General features: G+C 70.8%; 13 protein-coding genes. 10 read left to right on the top strand and 3 right to left on the bottom strand.

Annotation, left to right across the window (positions count from 1 at the left end; all coding sequences use genetic code 11):
* The 8 genes from IFT90_RS17650 to IFT90_RS13930 all read left to right on the top strand — a co-directional run bounded on the left by IFT90_RS17650 (window position 1) and on the right by IFT90_RS13930 (window position 9,067).
* Window positions 1–1,470 (top strand): FGGY family carbohydrate kinase, encoded by a 1,470-nt coding sequence (locus tag IFT90_RS17650; RefSeq protein WP_192042836.1) that lies wholly within the window; start codon window positions 1–3, stop codon window positions 1,468–1,470.
* Between the two features lie 40 nt (window positions 1,471–1,510).
* Window positions 1,511–2,293 (top strand): sugar phosphate isomerase/epimerase family protein, encoded by a 783-nt coding sequence (locus IFT90_RS13960; protein WP_192042835.1) that lies wholly within the window; start codon window positions 1,511–1,513, stop codon window positions 2,291–2,293.
* Window positions 2,290–3,000 carry a triose-phosphate isomerase gene (locus IFT90_RS13955; RefSeq protein ID WP_192042834.1) on the top strand — a complete coding sequence of 237 codons (711 nt, stop codon included), beginning with the start codon at window positions 2,290–2,292 and terminating at the stop codon, window positions 2,998–3,000. The genes IFT90_RS13960 and IFT90_RS13955 overlap by 4 nt, the downstream gene beginning before the upstream one ends.
* Before the next feature lie 75 nt (window positions 3,001–3,075).
* Window positions 3,076–3,843: an SDR family oxidoreductase gene (locus IFT90_RS13950; protein WP_192042833.1), complete on the top strand. Its 768-nt coding sequence runs from the start codon at window positions 3,076–3,078 to the stop codon at window positions 3,841–3,843.
* A 44-nt stretch (window positions 3,844–3,887) separates the two neighbouring features.
* On the top strand, window positions 3,888–4,766 hold the full coding sequence (locus IFT90_RS13945) for an ATP-binding cassette domain-containing protein (RefSeq protein ID WP_244644978.1): 879 nt from the start codon (window positions 3,888–3,890) through the stop codon (window positions 4,764–4,766).
* Window positions 4,763–5,815, top strand: coding sequence for an ABC transporter permease (locus IFT90_RS13940; RefSeq protein ID WP_192042832.1), 1,053 nt, complete (start codon window positions 4,763–4,765; stop codon window positions 5,813–5,815). The genes IFT90_RS13945 and IFT90_RS13940 overlap by 4 nt, the downstream gene beginning before the upstream one ends.
* A 64-nt stretch (window positions 5,816–5,879) precedes the next feature.
* A complete protein-coding gene (locus IFT90_RS13935) occupies window positions 5,880–6,896 on the top strand; it encodes a substrate-binding domain-containing protein (protein WP_192042831.1) in 1,017 nt (338 codons plus the stop codon).
* Complete coding sequence (locus IFT90_RS13930; protein ID WP_192042830.1) at window positions 6,893–9,067, top strand: N,N-dimethylformamidase beta subunit family domain-containing protein; 2,175 nt, start codon at window positions 6,893–6,895, stop codon at window positions 9,065–9,067. Before IFT90_RS13935 ends, IFT90_RS13930 begins: the two co-directional genes overlap by 4 nt.
* A gap of 48 nt (window positions 9,068–9,115) precedes the next feature.
* On the opposite strand, the gene IFT90_RS13925 is transcribed toward IFT90_RS13930, so the two are convergent.
* Window positions 9,116–10,039, bottom strand: coding sequence for a hypothetical protein (locus tag IFT90_RS13925; protein ID WP_192042829.1), 924 nt, complete (start codon window positions 10,037–10,039; stop codon window positions 9,116–9,118).
* A 464-nt stretch (window positions 10,040–10,503) separates the two neighbouring features.
* On the opposite strand from IFT90_RS13925, the gene IFT90_RS13920 reads away from it, so the two are divergent.
* Together IFT90_RS13920 and IFT90_RS13915 are read left to right on the top strand one after the other, a co-directional pair.
* Window positions 10,504–10,932 (top strand): hypothetical protein, encoded by a 429-nt coding sequence (locus IFT90_RS13920; RefSeq protein ID WP_192042828.1) that lies wholly within the window; start codon window positions 10,504–10,506, stop codon window positions 10,930–10,932.
* Window positions 10,933–11,449: 517 nt separating this feature from the next.
* The gene (locus tag IFT90_RS13915; RefSeq protein WP_192042827.1) at window positions 11,450–13,351 is read left to right on the top strand and encodes an ABC transporter ATP-binding protein; all 1,902 of its coding nucleotides are present in this window, start codon (window positions 11,450–11,452) and stop codon (window positions 13,349–13,351) included.
* Window positions 13,352–13,401: 50 nt separating this feature from the next.
* On the opposite strand, the gene IFT90_RS13910 is transcribed toward IFT90_RS13915, so the two are convergent.
* Window positions 13,402–13,578, bottom strand: a complete 177-nt coding sequence (locus tag IFT90_RS13910; protein WP_192042826.1) for a hypothetical protein — start codon at window positions 13,576–13,578, stop codon at window positions 13,402–13,404.
* Between the two features lie 213 nt (window positions 13,579–13,791).
* The gene (locus tag IFT90_RS13905; protein WP_192042825.1) at window positions 13,792–15,252 is read right to left on the bottom strand and encodes a hypothetical protein; all 1,461 of its coding nucleotides are present in this window, start codon (window positions 15,250–15,252) and stop codon (window positions 13,792–13,794) included.
* Between the last annotated feature and the right edge of the window lie 65 nt (window positions 15,253–15,317).

Genomic DNA, 15,317 nt, shown 5'->3' with positions numbered 1-15,317 from the left:
GTGCTCGTCTCCTCCGTCGACCTCGGCACGACGAACCTCAAGGTCGTCCTCTACGACGAGCAGCTGAGGGTGCTCGCGTCTCGGAGCCAGCCCATGAGGTACGACCGCCGCGGCGACCAGGTCGAGTTCGATCCGTCGACGCTCACCGAGAGCGTCCTGACGCTCATCGCGGCGTGCGCGTCGGATGCCGGGGGCACCGACGGCCACGACGTCGTCATCGTCCTCACCGGGCAGGCCGAGACCCTGGTCGTGACGGACGGACACGGCACGGCGGTCCGCCCGGCCCTGTCCTGGCTCGACGAACGGGCGGCAGCCGAGGCGGCCGAGCTGGAGACGGCGTTCGGAGCCGACGAGGCCTTCGCGATCACCGGAGAGCCCTTCCCGAGCACGACCTGGCCGGCCGCGAAGCTGGCGTGGCTGCGCCGACACGAGCCCGCCTCGCTGGACGCCGCGGCTCACGTGCTCATGATCAAGGACTACCTGGTGCTGCAGCTCACCGGTCAGGCCGTCGGCGAGGTCACGACCCGGGGGTTCACGTACCTGTGGGACGTCCGCCGTGGCGCCTACTGGGACGCAGCCGTCCAGCACTGCGGCGTCCGCCGCGAGACCCTGCCGGACGTCGTTCCCGCCGGGACGGATCTCGGCCCGGTGACGGCGGACGTGGCGGCCCGCCTCCCCGCAGCCCGGAGCTACCGCGTCAACGCGGGCGCGCTCGACCACTTCTGCGCGATGGTCGGGACCGGCTCGTACACCGCCGGGACCGTCAGCGAATCGGCCGGCACCGTCTTGTCGTTGTCGATGCTGGCCGACGACTGGTCCTTCGACGCGGCACGCAAGGTCTCGTTCCACGCCGGCCTGCGCCCCGGCGAGACGATCCTCTTCAACGGCGCCGACAGCGGGGGCGTCGCCCTCGAGTGGTTCCGGCGCGAGGGGCTCGCGGGCATGGACTGGACCGAGCTCGAGGAAGGACTCGCGCGACGCGCATCCGCCTCGCGGCCGCCTGCCCCCGTCTTCCTGCCCTACCTGACCGGTGTGGCACCTCCTGATTTCCTCACGTCGGCTCGCGGAGCCTTCCTCGGGCTCGACCTGTCGCACGACCGGCTCGACATGGCCTTCGCCGTCGAGGAGGGCCTCGCCCACCTGCTCAAGAGGAACGTGGACTACCTGACGCCCGGCGCCGACGACGTGGACGCGATCGTGTCCACCGGCGGAGGCGCCGCCTCCTCGTTCTGGAGCCAGCTGAAGGCCGACGTCTGCGACCTGGACGTGATCGTCCCGGACGAGCGCGAAGCCACCTGCCGCGGTGCAGCCGTCCTGGCCCTCGTCGCCTCGGGCACCCTGTCGAGCCTCGCCGACGCTGACGCGCTCGCCCGGCCACCCGTCACGCGCTTCGCCACCGCGCACACCGAGACGCACGACCACCGCTATCGCCTCTTCGAGGACTACCTCGACCGGCTGTACTCCCACTGACACGAACGGAACCACGATGAAACTCGCATGCTCCTCCCCGATGGTCCCCGGCGACACCCTGACCGAGAAGGCCGAACTGCTCTCGTCGTGGGGATACGACGCACTCGCCGTCTTCCAGCCCCTGGACTCCTGGGACGACTCGGTCCGACGTGACCTCGTCACCCTCGAGAGCCGGACCGGCATCCGCCCCGTCGAGTTCGTCCTGACCGACGAGGTCTACGGCCACGCCATGTCGGACGACGCGGACCTGCGGACGCGCTGCCGTGCCATGTACCTGGAGGCAGCCTCCGTCTGTGCGGAGATCGGCGCGGTCACCGAGATCGAGTACCAGTACGGCGTGCAGGACCCCCTCCCGCTGTTCGACGTGCACCAGGAGCTCGACGCTCGTCAGACCGAGGGGTTCGTCGACTTCTACCGGCAGATGCTCGGCGTCGTCACCGGGACGGAGGGGATGGTCCTGCTCGAGCCCCTGAACCGCTACGAGAGCCGCTACCTCAACCTGGTGTCCGCCAACCTCGCGATCATCGAGGAGGTGGACCACCCGAACGCCGGACTCCTCCCTGACGTCTTCCACATGTCGATCGAGGAGGCGGACATCCCTGCGGCTCTCCGTGCAGCCGGCGGGCAGATCGTCCACGTCCACCTCGGCGACAACAACCGGCTCCTCCCGGGGCACGGCACCCTCGACTGGACAGCGATCATCCGGGCGCTGAAGGACGTCGACTACGACGGCTACCTCAACCTCGAGTGCTCGACCGAGGGCGATCCGGCCACCACGCTGCCGGCCGCAGCCACGTTCCTGCGTGGCCTGATCACCGCATGACCCGTCTCCTGTCGGCGCCGTTCTTCGAGATCGGGCCGAAGAACCTGCTCCGCCTCGCCGAGCTCGAGGCGCTCGTCGTCGCCGCCGCACAGGCAGGGGCGGACCACGGCGTCGCCGTCGTCGTCACCGTCCCGACGGCGTACATCGCGCCCGTCGTCGGGCTCGGCACCGGTGCACTCGTCTTCGCCCAGCAGCTCAGCGGCGACGGACTCGGCCCGTCCTTCGGGTCCGTGACGGCCGAGGCGCTCGTCGACGTCGGGGCCCACGGGGTGATGCTCAACCACGACAGCGCTCCCCTCTCGCAGGAGCAGCTGCGTCACGCCGTGGAGCGCGCCACGAGCGTCGGCCTCGCGACCATCGTCTGCGCGGGCACGGACGACGAGGCCGCCGAGGTGGCCGCGCTCGGCCCGGACGTCGTCCTCTACGAGCCGCCGCACCTGATCGGTGCGGCGGGCGGGACGGATCGGCCCTGGATCACCTCGAGCGCCCTGTCCGTGCACGCGGTCGACCCGACCGTCCTCATGATGCAGGCGGGCGGCGTCTCGTCGCCCGGCGTCGCCGAGTCGATCATGGCCGCCGGCGTCGACGGGACGGGCTCGACGAGCGGAGTCCTCGGGGCGACCGACCCCGCCGGAGCCGCGCGGGAGTTCATCTCGGCCACCCGGGCCGGCTGGGACGCGGCGCAGGCCGCCGACCGTCTGCGCTGACCGACGCACCCTCGCCCCCTCCGGACCGCCTGGAGCCAGGGGCCACTCGAACCATCCACGAACAGGAGAACCACCATGCACACCGACCTCACCGGCAAGACCGCCGTCATCACGGGCGGAGCTCGCGGCATCGGCCTGACCGTCGCCCGTGCCCTCGCGGCGGACGGCGCCGACATCGCCCTGCTCGACCTGCTCGACACCGTATCCGACACCGCGTCCCAGATCGGTGACGAGTTCGGGGTCCGCACCCTCGGCCTGCATCTCGACGTCACCGACCAGGCCGCGACCGACGCGGCGTTCGACCGCGTGGCGGAGGAGCTGTCCGTGCCGCAGGTGCTGTTGACGGCCGCGGGCATCGAGATCAACGGCGACTCCGTCGACGTCACCGCCGACCAGTGGCGCAAGGTGATCGACGTCAACCTGACCGGCACCTTCTTCTCGGCCCAGGCCTTCGGCCGCGGCCTCGTCAGCCGCGGGCTGCCCGGCAGCGCGATCCTGATCGCGTCGATGTCCGGGCTGATCGTCAACGTGCCCCAGTGGGCCGCGTCGTACAACTCGTCGAAGGCCGCTGTCGCGCACCTCGCCAAGTCGCTCGCCGTCGAGTGGGCGTCGCGCGGCGTCCGGGTGAACTCGATGTCGCCCGGGTACGTGCTGACCGACCTGACGCAGCAGATCATCGACCGTCAGCCCGAGCTGCGCGACGAGTGGGAGGCCCTCATCCCGCAGGGACGCATGGCCCTCCCCGCCGACCTCACCGGTCTCGTGAGCTTCCTCGCCTCCGACGTCTCGAGCTACATCACGGGGCAGCAGATCGTGATCGACGGCGGCTACACCTCCATCTGACCCGCACCGTCCACGAACCACATCTCGACGACGAGAGGCAATCGATGAACGACCAGCAGCACGTCACACCGTCCATGAGCGGGCAGCCCGCCGACGCCGCGCGCGCGACCGACCTCCAGGAGCACGCTCTCAGCGTGAGGGACGTGCACGTGTCCTACGGGCAGGTGCACGCCCTGAGAGGCGCCGACTTCGACTGCCGGCCCGGCGAGGTGACCGCCTTGATCGGCGACAACGGCGCCGGCAAGTCGACCCTCGTGAAGGTGCTCTCGGGCGCCCTCGCACCTGATGCCGGCCAGGTCTCGGTCGACGGTCGAGAAGTCCGGTTCACCTCCCCGACCGACGCGCAGCAGGAGGGCATCGAGACCGTCTGGCAGGACCTCGCGCTCGCCCCCGACCTCGGCGCGGTCCAGAACCTCTACCTGGGGCGCGAGGTGCACCGGCGGGGCCTGCTCGGCCGTCTGGGCTTCCTGGACGAGAAGGCGATGCGCGACAAGGCCGTGAAGGAGTTCGAACGGCTCGGGCTCCGGGTCGACCCCCGCCGCGGATCCGTCCGCGAGATGTCCGGCGGGCAACGACAGGGCGTGGCCGTGGCGAAGGCCGTCAGCTGGGCCGAGCGCGTCGTGCTCCTCGACGAGCCGACGGCCGCGCTCGGCGTCGTGCAGACGAAGGGCGTCCTCGACATGGTCCGCCGGGTCGCCGACCAAGGGCTCGCCGTGGTCCTGATCACGCACAACATGAGCGACGTCCTGAGCGTCTCCGATCGCATCGAGGTGCTCCGGCTCGGCACGCGCGTCGCGAGCATCGACCGGGCCGACGCCTCGCTCGAGTCCCTCGTCGCAGCGATGACCGGGGGAACAGCAGCCACCGGAAGCGCACAGCCGGGACCGGACGCCGCCACGACCGCAGAAGGAGACGCACGATGACCACCACCCGAGAGCCACAGCCCGCCACCGCCTCGGCCTCCGAGGCTCCCGACTCGCAGACGGTCTCGACCGGACGTCTCACCCGCATCACGCAGCACCCGCTCTTCGTCGTCACGACAGCGCTGATCGTGCTCTTCGTCGGCTTCACCGTCGTGAACGGACCGACGTTCATCGGCGTTCCGAACATCCGCAACATGCTCCTCGCCGGCTCGATCATCCTCCTGCTCGCGATCGGGATCACGTACGTCATCGTCACGGCGGGCTTCGACCTCTCGGTCGGGTCGGTCCTCGTGTTCTCCGGCGTGCTGAGCGTCGTCGCGATGAGGGCCGTGGGTGCGGAGGGCTGGCCCGCCGCGCTGCTCGGTCTCGTCGTCGCCCTCGCGGCCGGGGCGGCGCTGGGGGCGATCAACGGAGCGCTCGTCGCCTACGCCGACCTCAACGCGATCATCGTCACGTTGGGGACCCTCGGCGCCGCGCTCGGCCTGGCCCAGGTCGTGACGGGCGGACAGGACCTCAACGACGTCCCCCCGGTGATGGCCGACTTCGGTGTCGACCGCGTGCTCGGCGTGCCTCTCGTCGTCGTCGTCGCGGCGCTCGTCGCCCTGATCGCCGGCATCGTCCTGCGGTCCACGGCCTTCGGGCGGCACACCTACGCGATCGGCTCCAACAAGGAGGCGGCGGTGCGGGCCGGCATCCCCGTCAAGCGCCACCTGACGACGGTGTACCTCATCTCCGGGCTCCTGGCTGGGCTCGCCGGCTGGCTCTCGCTGGCCGTCTACGGCACCACGAACATCGCGGGGCACTCCCTCGACGCGCTCAGCGGGGCCACGGCCGCGCTCCTGGGCGGCGCGAGCCTCTTCGGCGGGATCGGGACCGTGGCCGGGACCGTCATCGGCAACGCCATCCCCGTCGTCCTCGCCAGCGGGCTCGTCATCGCGGGCCTGCAGTCGTTCTGGCAGCAGGCGGTCACCGGCGTGGTCCTCATCGGCGCGGTGTACCTCGACCGGATCCGACGTCTCCGCCGCACCGTGCGGCGTCCCAAGCGGTGAGCTGCGTCCACACGCAGGCCACCCAGCACCTCCTCCCGTGTCACCACTCGTCAAGGAGCAAAAAATGAGCACGAAGAACCGCAGCAGGACCGTCCTCGCTCGCACGGCCGTCTCCGTCCTGGGCGTCGCCGCCCTCGTCACCCTCAGCGGCTGCTCGGAGGCAGGTGGTGCTGCCGGGGGAACAGGGACGGTCGAGGGCGCCACCGTCGCCATCGTCGGCCCTCAGTCCGGCGACCCCTACTACCAGGAGGTCGCGTGCGGAGCCCGGACCGAGGGCGCCAAGCTGGGCATGGAGGTCGGCGAACAGCAGGCGTCCCAGAACCAGTCCCAAGCTGACCAGAACACGATCATGCAGGGCGTGCTGGGCAAGTCGCCCGACGCCGTGATCTACACGCCGGCCGATCCCGTGGCCGGCGGCATCCCTGTCCGGACCGCCAAGGAGGACGGCGTCACGGTCATCAACGTCGACGCGCAGCTCGACGACCACGACCTGTACGACTCGTTCGTCTCGTCCGACCACTACGAAGGCGCTCGCGAACTCACGAAGACCCTCGCGAGCTTGATGGGCGACGAGGGCGAAGTCGCGGCCATCGGTTCGCTGCCGAGCAACCCCATCACCCAGGCCCGCATCGAGGGCTTCACCGACGAACTCGAGGACCACCCGGACATCGAGCTCGTCTCGACCTCCTACCCCGACGTGTCTCCCGACGCGATCCAGGCCGAGGCTGCCGCGCTGCTGATCAAGAACCCCGACCTGAAGGCGATCTACACGACGAACTACCTGAACTCGACGGGGGCGGCGGTCGCACTCCGGAACGCCGATCTCGTCGGCGACGTGAAGATGGTCAGCTGGGACACCGGTGCTCAGAACGTCAAGCTGATGCAGGAAGGCGTCGTCCAGGCGACCGTCGCCCAGCAGCCCTTCACGATGGGCGAGCTGGCCATCCGCCAGATCGCGGCGAAGATCGAAGGCAAGGAGGTCGAGGCGACGGTCGCGTCGCCCATCACCATCCTGACGAGCGACGACGTGGACACCCCCGACGGCAAGGCGCTCTGGTACGAAGGGAAGTGCTCGGCATGACGCTCACCGGCTACACGGATCGCCTGTCGTACGGACCGGGCGAGACCATCTCGTGCATGCTCAGCTCGACCGCGCCCGTCGTGTCGCTCGACGTGGTGCGCCTGCTGCACGGCGACACCAACCCCCGCGGCCCCGGGCACAAGTCCGAGCGGATCGACGCCGTCCCTGCTCAGCAGGTGCCCGCGGCTGTCCAGCAGACCTACCTGGGGTCGTGTGTCGTGGTGCCCGAGCTCGGCGAGCCGGAGATCGTCGGCCTGCAGGTGGAGGCGCTCGTCCAGCCGACGCTGCCGGAGGCTGGTCGACGACAGGGCATCCTGACCCTGGTGGCGGCCGACGGGGCACCGATCCTCGGAGTCGAGCTCACCGAGACCGGCACCGTCGGGCTGCGAGACCAGGACGATCGCCTGCTCTGCGAGATCGAGACGGTCTGGAGGAGCGGGTCCTGGCACCGAGTCGTCGTCACGGTGGGCACTGCAGGAGTCGACCTCCGGGTCGAGACGGAGGCCTCCTTCGGGGTGATCGCGACCTCCTCGCATGCAGGAGCGTCCCTGCCGACGTCGCTCGGGACGGCACACGGCCTCGTCGTCGGAGCCGGCGCCTGCCCGCAGGTCGACGGGCAGTGGCGTCCCGTCCGCGGCTTCAGCGGCAAGATCGAGAGACCCCGCATCTCCCGGGCCGGAGGAGCGGGGGACGGAGACGAGGCCGTGGGGGACTGGCGGTTCGAGCTGTCGCCCGAATCGTCCGAGTGCGTCGACACCAGCGGCCGGGAACGCCACGGGATCGTCGTCAACGCCCCTCTCCGTGCCGCCACCGGGCGGTCGTGGGACGGCTCCGTCACGGACTTCACCCTCGCGGCCGAGCAGTTCGGCGCGATCCACTTCCACGAGGACGACCTCGACGACGCAGGATGGTCGACCTCGACGACGGTCACGACGCCGACCGACCTCGCCTCGGGTGTCTACGCCGTCCGCATCCAGGGCGACGGCGAAGTCGACCACATCCCCTTCGTCGTCCGCCCGTCCGCGGCAGGGCCACACGCCAGGACTGCGGTGCTGCTCCCGACGTTCACGTACATCGCGTACGGCAACGAGCGGATGATCGACCGCCTCGACTTCGAGGGCGAGCAGATGACCGACCACCCCGTCCTGCCCGGCCGACACGACCGCCTCCTCGCTGAGCACCCGGAATGGGGACTGAGCCTCTACGACCTGCACAGCGACGGCAGCACCTGCGTGCACTCCACGTCACGACGCCCGATCCCGAACCTGAGGCCGGACTACCGAGCGTGGTTGCAGAACGCTCCCCGCCACCTGGCAGCCGACCTCTACCTGGTCGACTGGCTCACCGAGAAGGGGGAGGCCTTCGACGTCATCACCGACCACGATCTCGCCGAGTCGGGCCCCGACCTCCTCAGCCCCTACGACCTCGTGATCACGGGGAGCCACCCCGAGTACGTGAGCAGCACGATGCTCGACTCGTTGGAGCACCTCGTCGAGGCCGGCGGATCGCTCATGTACCTCGGGGGGAACGGCTTCTACTGGGTGACCAGCCAGGACCCTCAGCGCCCGCACCTCGTCGAGGTGCGACGGGGACCGGTCGGCACCCGCCCGTCCGACGGCGAACCAGGAGAGGGAGTGCACAGCACGACCGGAGAACCAGGTGGGCTGTGGCGCCATCGAGGGCGCGGCCCCAACAGGCTCACCGGGGTGGGCATGACGGCACAGGGGTGGGACGAGAAGGCGCCTGGTTACGCTCGCATGCCCGACAGCGCCCTTCCGGAGGCGGCCTTCGCCTTCGAGGGGATCGACCCGGACGAGATCATCGGGGACTTCGGCCTCATCATGGACGGCGCATCCGGAGACGAGATCGACCGTTTCGACCTCGAGCTCGGGAGCCCGCCCGAGACGCTCGTGCTCGCCCGCTCGACCGGGCACAGCGACTACTACCAACTCGCCGGGGAGGACGTCAAGGCCAGCCGGCCCGGCCTCGGGGGGACGGAGAGTCCCGAGGTCAGGTCGGACATGACCCTCTGGAACCACCCGTCTGGCGGGTCCGTGTTCAGCGTCGGATCCATCTGCTTCACCGGCGCGCTCTCGCACGACAACTACGAGAACAACGTGTCCACGTTGATCGCGAACGTCATGAGGGAGTTCCTCCGGCAGGGGCGGTAGCGGGTCGGGCCGGCCGCCGGTGTCACGGGTCGAGCCGCGACGGGTGCCTCAGGCGCCGGGGCCGGCGAGGCCGAACAAGGCAACGACCTCGTCGAGGTCGCGGCCCAGAATGAGGTTGAGGGACCCGACGTCGCGTGCGTCCCTCAGCTGCGCGACGACCGCGCCCGACGAGCCCTCGACGGCACGGGCCCTGCCCGCGACCATGAGCCGCACCGGCTCGGCCTCGGCGCGTACGGGCGCGTCGGGCAGCGGGTCGAGGCCGTCAGCGGCACGCCGGTCGACGGCGAGCGCCCCCAACACCCAACGTTCCGCGAGGCCGACCGGGCGCAGCGACGCCAGGGGCGACCGGCGCCCCCGGCCGAAGACGACCGTCATGCTGTCCCGGCGCTCGACCTGCCAGGCGACGCCGCCGACGTCGAACCGGCAGAGCATGTCGGAATGGAGGTCGACGACCGCACCGAGGTGCTCCAGCGCCCGCACGCACGTCGGGCCGAGCAAGCGAGCGGTCGTCGCGGCCTCGCGCTCCCGGCGCTCACGCTCCAGCTCCGCCCGGGCGAGCGGAGCGTGCTCGGCGGTGAGCGCCTCCCGGTCGAGCGGCGCACCCTGGGCGAGGCGCGCGTGCAGCCAGGTGGGGTCGAGCTGGCCGAGGTAGCGGAAGCGCACCTGCACGACCCCGTCGGGGTCCGACGCGGTGAGGGGCCGATCGGGGACGAGCAGGGCGACGCCGTGGTCGACCGACCACACGGCCAGGACGGTGCCGTCGACGACGGCTACCCACGACCAGCCTGGCTCGCGCACGTCGGGGCTGCTGCGCTCGACCACGTCGCCGACGAGCGACCCGGCCCGGACCCGCAGCTCACGCCGGTGCGACCGGGCGTCGTCGCCCATCGACACGCTCTCCCGGTCGACGACGACGAGCTCCGCGGGCACGTCGCTCGACGCCGCGCCGACGAGCCGAGACCAGATCCCCATGACCGTGACGATACCGGCCGGTCAGACCGTTCAGACGGGCCATTCCAACTGGTACGGGGGCACCTCCGGCCCCGCGAAGGGCGTGGCTAGGCGCTCAAACTTGGGCAGGTTCGCCGCCGCATCGCGCCCACCACCCACACATCCCCCCTCCCTCGACTCGGGTGACCGGTCGGATCCCGCGCGCACCACACCAGCCTCGGTGACCTTCACGAGAGTCCGCCGGGCGGTCGGAAAGCTTGTCGAGATCTGCGCGCTTGGGGGCAGCCGTCTGAGGCATCTCTGGAGCCTCAGGCGCCCGAACGCTGTTACCGGCCACCTTTACGCAACGACTAGGCGGCTGGGTGCATCGCCTGCCAGGAACAACTTTCCAGCGTATAAATATTGACTATTGCACTGATGTTCCGTACGCCTTATGGTCGAGCCATTCGCAACGAGGCGAATTAGGCGAAAGGATCCACATGCAGGTGACGAGAAAAGCCACTGGGGTCACAGTGGCGGCAGCCCTCACAATTTCGTGCGTCTTCGGAGGCGCATCAGCCGCGACGGCAAGCCCTGTCGCTCCAAGCGAATTCGTCGAGGTGGCGGGGGCTACGGCCAGTGTGGCCGAGGGGGATCGCGACTCGATGAGAGGGGAGGAGCTCGGTTCTGTCGACCGGGAGACGCGGGCTGCTGTCGCTGTCATCCCGGTCATCACCGCGGTCATCCTGGCCGGCGGTGCTGCTTACGCGATGGGGCAGAAAGCGGCGGAACGCCTCTACTACATGGGACTTCGCAATCCCCAGTGGCAGAGGGTCAAGTGGCAGGTTCGTACTACGGCCCTCGGAATGCTGGGCCCGGTCGGCGGACCGATCTTCATGACCGGTTTCGAGAACAAGTTCTACTCGATGGTCTGACAGTCCTATGACTCGCTCGGAAATCCAGTGGTTGGCCATCGCCAACAGCGTCATCATCGCCGCCTACGGCGTAGGGCTGGCTCTCGACCCAGACGTATCGATCATCTGGGCGCTGACCGTCATCGCCTGTGCAGTTGCTCAGGTCGGGGCGGTCATCCGACCAGAGCGACCGCGGAGAGGTCGCGATGAAAGGCCCGAGAGGGCTGGCCCAGGTGGGCCTCCGGGGCCAGCTGACCTCCCGAGTTGACGGTGAGGGATGACCCTGGCGCCGATGGGCGCCAGGGTCATCTCTGCGCGCGTCAGCGGTGAGTGTGGCGCTTGGGAACCGTCGTCGTGAGTGCGTGAGGGCGCGCCGGATGTGACACCGGAGGCAGCCACGTCGCGGCCGCGGCCCACACAACCGCCCCCACCCGAGTTGACTCGTGGTGCCCCCCCCTCTCGCCGCCCAGGGGGAGAATCGCGACCCGGGGCGGCCCGCCGCAGACGCCGGGCCTGCACCCCACGGAAGGAACCACCCATGAGCATGGAAGGCGCGGCCTGGAGCTCGCTCTACAAGATCTCGTCCGCGAGGGACGGCAAGCACGGCATCTCGCGCGAGTCCGTCCGGCGGATCATGACGTTCGCCGTGCCCTACCGGGCGAAGCTCGTCGTCTTCATCGCGCTCTCCGTCGTGGGAGCGTTCCTCGCCGTCGCGACACCGGTGCTCGCCGGCCGCGTGGTCGACGTCATCGTCGCGAAGGGCGAGGTGTCGATGATCGTCCGCCTCGCCGTGCTGATCGCCGTCGTGGCCGTGGCCGACGCCGGCGTCTCGTTGCTGACGCGCTGGTACTCGGCCCGGATCGGCGAGGGCGTCATCCTCGACCTCCGCACCGCCGTCTTCAACCACGTCCAGAAGATGCCGATCGCGTTCTTCACCCGCACCCGCACCGGCGCCCTCGTCAGCCGCCTCAACAACGACGTCATCGGCGCCCAGCAGGCCTTCAGCGGCACGCTCTCCGGCGTCGTCACCAACGTCGTCGCGCTGATCCTCACCCTCATCGTCATGCTCAGCACCTCCTGGCTCGTGACGGTGCTCGCCGTCATCATGCTGCCGATCTTCCTGATCCCCGCCCGCCGCATGGGCAGCCGCCTCGCCGCCCTCCGCCGCGAGGCCGCCGACCACAACTCCGCGATGAGCACCCAGATGACCGAGCGCTTCTCGGCCCCCGGCGCCACCCTCGTCAAGCTCTTCGGCCGTCCCGACGAGGAGGCGGAGGAGTTCCGCGTGCGCGCCGCCCGTGTCCGAGACATCGGGGTCCGCAGCGCACTGCTGCAGTTCGTCTTCGTCACCGCGCTGACGCTCGTCTCCGCCCTGGCCCTCGCCCTCGTCTACGGCCTCGGCGGCTTCCTCGCCCTCGCCGGCCAGCTCGACACCGGCGAGGTCGTCACCCTGGCGCTCCTCCTCACCCGCCTCTACGTCCCGCTCACCGGCCTCGCCAGCGCCCGGGTCGAGATCATGAGCGCCGTCGTCAGTTTCGAGCGCGTCTTCGAGGTGCTCGACCTCAAGCCGCTCATCCAGGAGAAGCCGACCGCCTCCTCCGTCCCCGAGGGCCCGGTGAGCGTCGAGTTCGACGACGTCCGGTTCGCGTACCCGTCCGCCGACAAGGTGTCGCTCGCCTCCTTGGAGGAGGTCTCGACCCTCGACACCCGCGGCGGCGAGGAGGTGCTGCACGGCGTCTCGTTCCGCATCGAGCCGGGGCAGACCGTCGCCCTCGTGGGCACGTCGGGTGCGGGCAAGTCCACGATCGCCCAGCTGCTCTCGCGCCTGTACGACGTCGACAGCGGTGCCGTGCGCCTCGCCGGCGCCGACGTGCGCGACGTGACCTTCGCCTCCATGCGCCACACCCTGGGCATGGTGACGCAGGACGGACACCTTTTCCACGAGACCATCCTCAGCAACCTGCGCCTGGCGAGGCCGGAGGCGACCGAGGACGAGGTGTGGGACGCCGTCCGTCGTGCGCGGCTCGAGCCGCTGCTCCGCTCGCTGCCGGACCAGCTCGACACGATGGTGGGGGAGCGGGGCTACCGGCTCTCAGGAGGCGAGCGTCAGCGGATGACGATCGCACGCCTCCTGCTGGCCCAGCCTCGCGTCGTCATCCTCGACGAGGCGACTGCAGCGCTCGACTCGACCTCGGAGGCCGCCGTGCAGGCGGCGCTGAGCGAGGCTCTCGAGGGGAGGACGGCGATGGTGATCGCGCACCGCCTCTCCACGATCCGCAGCGCCGACCTGATCCTCGTGGTCGAGGACGGCTCCATCGTCGAGCGCGGCACGCACGACGAGCTGCTCGCCGCGGCCGGCCGCTACGAGGAGCTGCACCGCACCCAGTTCGCCGTGCAGAAGGACGTCGCGGCCGACGAGGAGGCGGCGGTCCGGCCGTAGGACCGGCTCGGCGAGCGGTCGGCGGTCGAGGTCGGCCCGCAGCAGAGGCGTCAGATCACCGCGTAGGCGATGACGGCGGCCGCCACCACGCCGGCGGCGCAGAACGCCGACAACGTTCCGCGTGACAGGGACCGGTCGGCCCGGATGTCCCTGACGCCCAGCACGATCGCGACGACGGCGATGACGACCGCCACCGCGACGCCCACGAGGATCACCGTTCGCGTCACGGGTCGACCGTAGCGCCTCCTGCTCCGGCGGCACCGAGCTGCGAGCCGTCTCCGGCCGCTACGAGGAGCTGCACCGCGCCCAGTTCGCCGTGCAGGAGGACGTCGCCCCCGACGAGGAGGCGGCGGTCCCGCCAGAGGATCGCGGAGGTCCCGGAACGCCGACGGGCCCGTCACCCTCCCGCAGGGGGAGGGCGACGGGCCCGTCGTCCGCGGTCAGTGCTGAAGGCGGCGGCGGAGGCGCACGACCGTCAGGGCAGCACCGGCGGCCAGCAGGCCGGCAGCGAGAGCGAACAGGCCCTCGGTGGGCTCGCTCCCGGTGTAGGCGAGGCTGCCGGAGGTGGAGATCGGTGTCGCGCCGGACACTGCGGGCTCGACGACCACCGCGCTCCGCACGTCGACCTGGAACGAGGTCGTGAAGCCGGCCAGCGAGATGGTCACGACACGCGTTCCCGGCCCGGTGAAGTCGATCCTGGGGGGGAGCCCGGCCTCACGGACGACGAGTTCGTCGTCCGGGTCGCTGCTCGAGTAGACGGCCTCGACCCCCTCGGGCAGGTCCTGAGGAGTCACGATGTTGCCGAACGCGTCAGGTCCCGGGAAGGCCGCCAGCACGACACCCTCGCCGGGGTCGAGGGCCACGGGCGAGATCGTCTCGCCGGGCCCGGAGCCGATGACCCCCACGAAGGTCGACGGTCCGGTGCCGTAGGCGGTGCCCACCGTGGCGAAGATGCTCGTGGGAGCTCCCGGGGCGACCCGGAGGTCGACGGCGAGGGTCTCGCCGATGGCCACCATGTTCAACGTCGAGACGCCGAACGAGTAGGAGCCCGCGACGGTGCTCGTGCCGCTGATCGTCAGGGAACCAGGGGTCTCGGTGACGACCGCGCCCTCGGGGATCGACCGGGTCAGCGTCCTCGGGTCGCTGACGACGTTGACCATCGGCGTGGGGTCGCCAGCCGCCTCCCACGTGAACGAGAACGGCTCGCCCGCGACGACGACGAGGTCGGCGCCCGGCTGGGCGACGAAGGTGGGCGGCACGCCGGCGGCGACGCGACGCTCGCTCACCACGGTGGTCGGCTCGTCGCCCGCAGCGGGTCCGGTGCCGGTGACGGCGACCTCGACGACGCGACCGATGTCGGCCCGGACGAGGACGTAGGTCTCGGCGGTGGCGCCCTCGATGGCCGCGTCGTCCCGGGTCCACTGGTAGGTGAAGGTCGTGCCGTCGGGCCAGCCGTCGGTGACGGCGGTCTGGAGGTCGCCGAACTCGGTCGTGCCCGCGATGGTCACGGTGCCGGGCTCGGTGGCGGCGGCGATGCCGACGACCTCGTCCGTGCCGGGGGCAGCGGCGGGGGCGGGGGCCGGGGCCGATGCGTCGTCGGCCGCGGGGGCCTCGATCGGAGCGGACTCGACCGGCCCGGACTCGGCGGGCTCTGCCTCGACAGGCGCCTCGGCGGGCGCGGACTCGACCGGGGCCGGCGCGGCCTCGGCCGCGGGGGCTGCCGCGTCGGGAACGGGAGCAGACGTCGGGTCGGCCGCCGCGCCTCCGTCGTCGGGCACTGCTGCCACGGTCGAGCTCGAGACCGGCGCCGCCGACGCCATCGGCGCGGACAGCGCCGTTCCCCCCAGCATCACGGCGACGACGGACGGCAGGACCAGTGCGGTCAGCACGGATCTCTTCATGGTTCCCCCTTGTACGGATGATCGACGCGAGCCTCGTGCTCGCCCCCACGAGCCCGGTGACCAGG

This window comes from Frigoribacterium sp. CFBP 8766, assembly GCF_014841435.1.
Taxonomy (GTDB): Bacteria; Actinomycetota; Actinomycetes; order Actinomycetales; family Microbacteriaceae; genus Frigoribacterium.
This window is presented reverse-complemented; position numbering and strand designations above follow the sequence as displayed.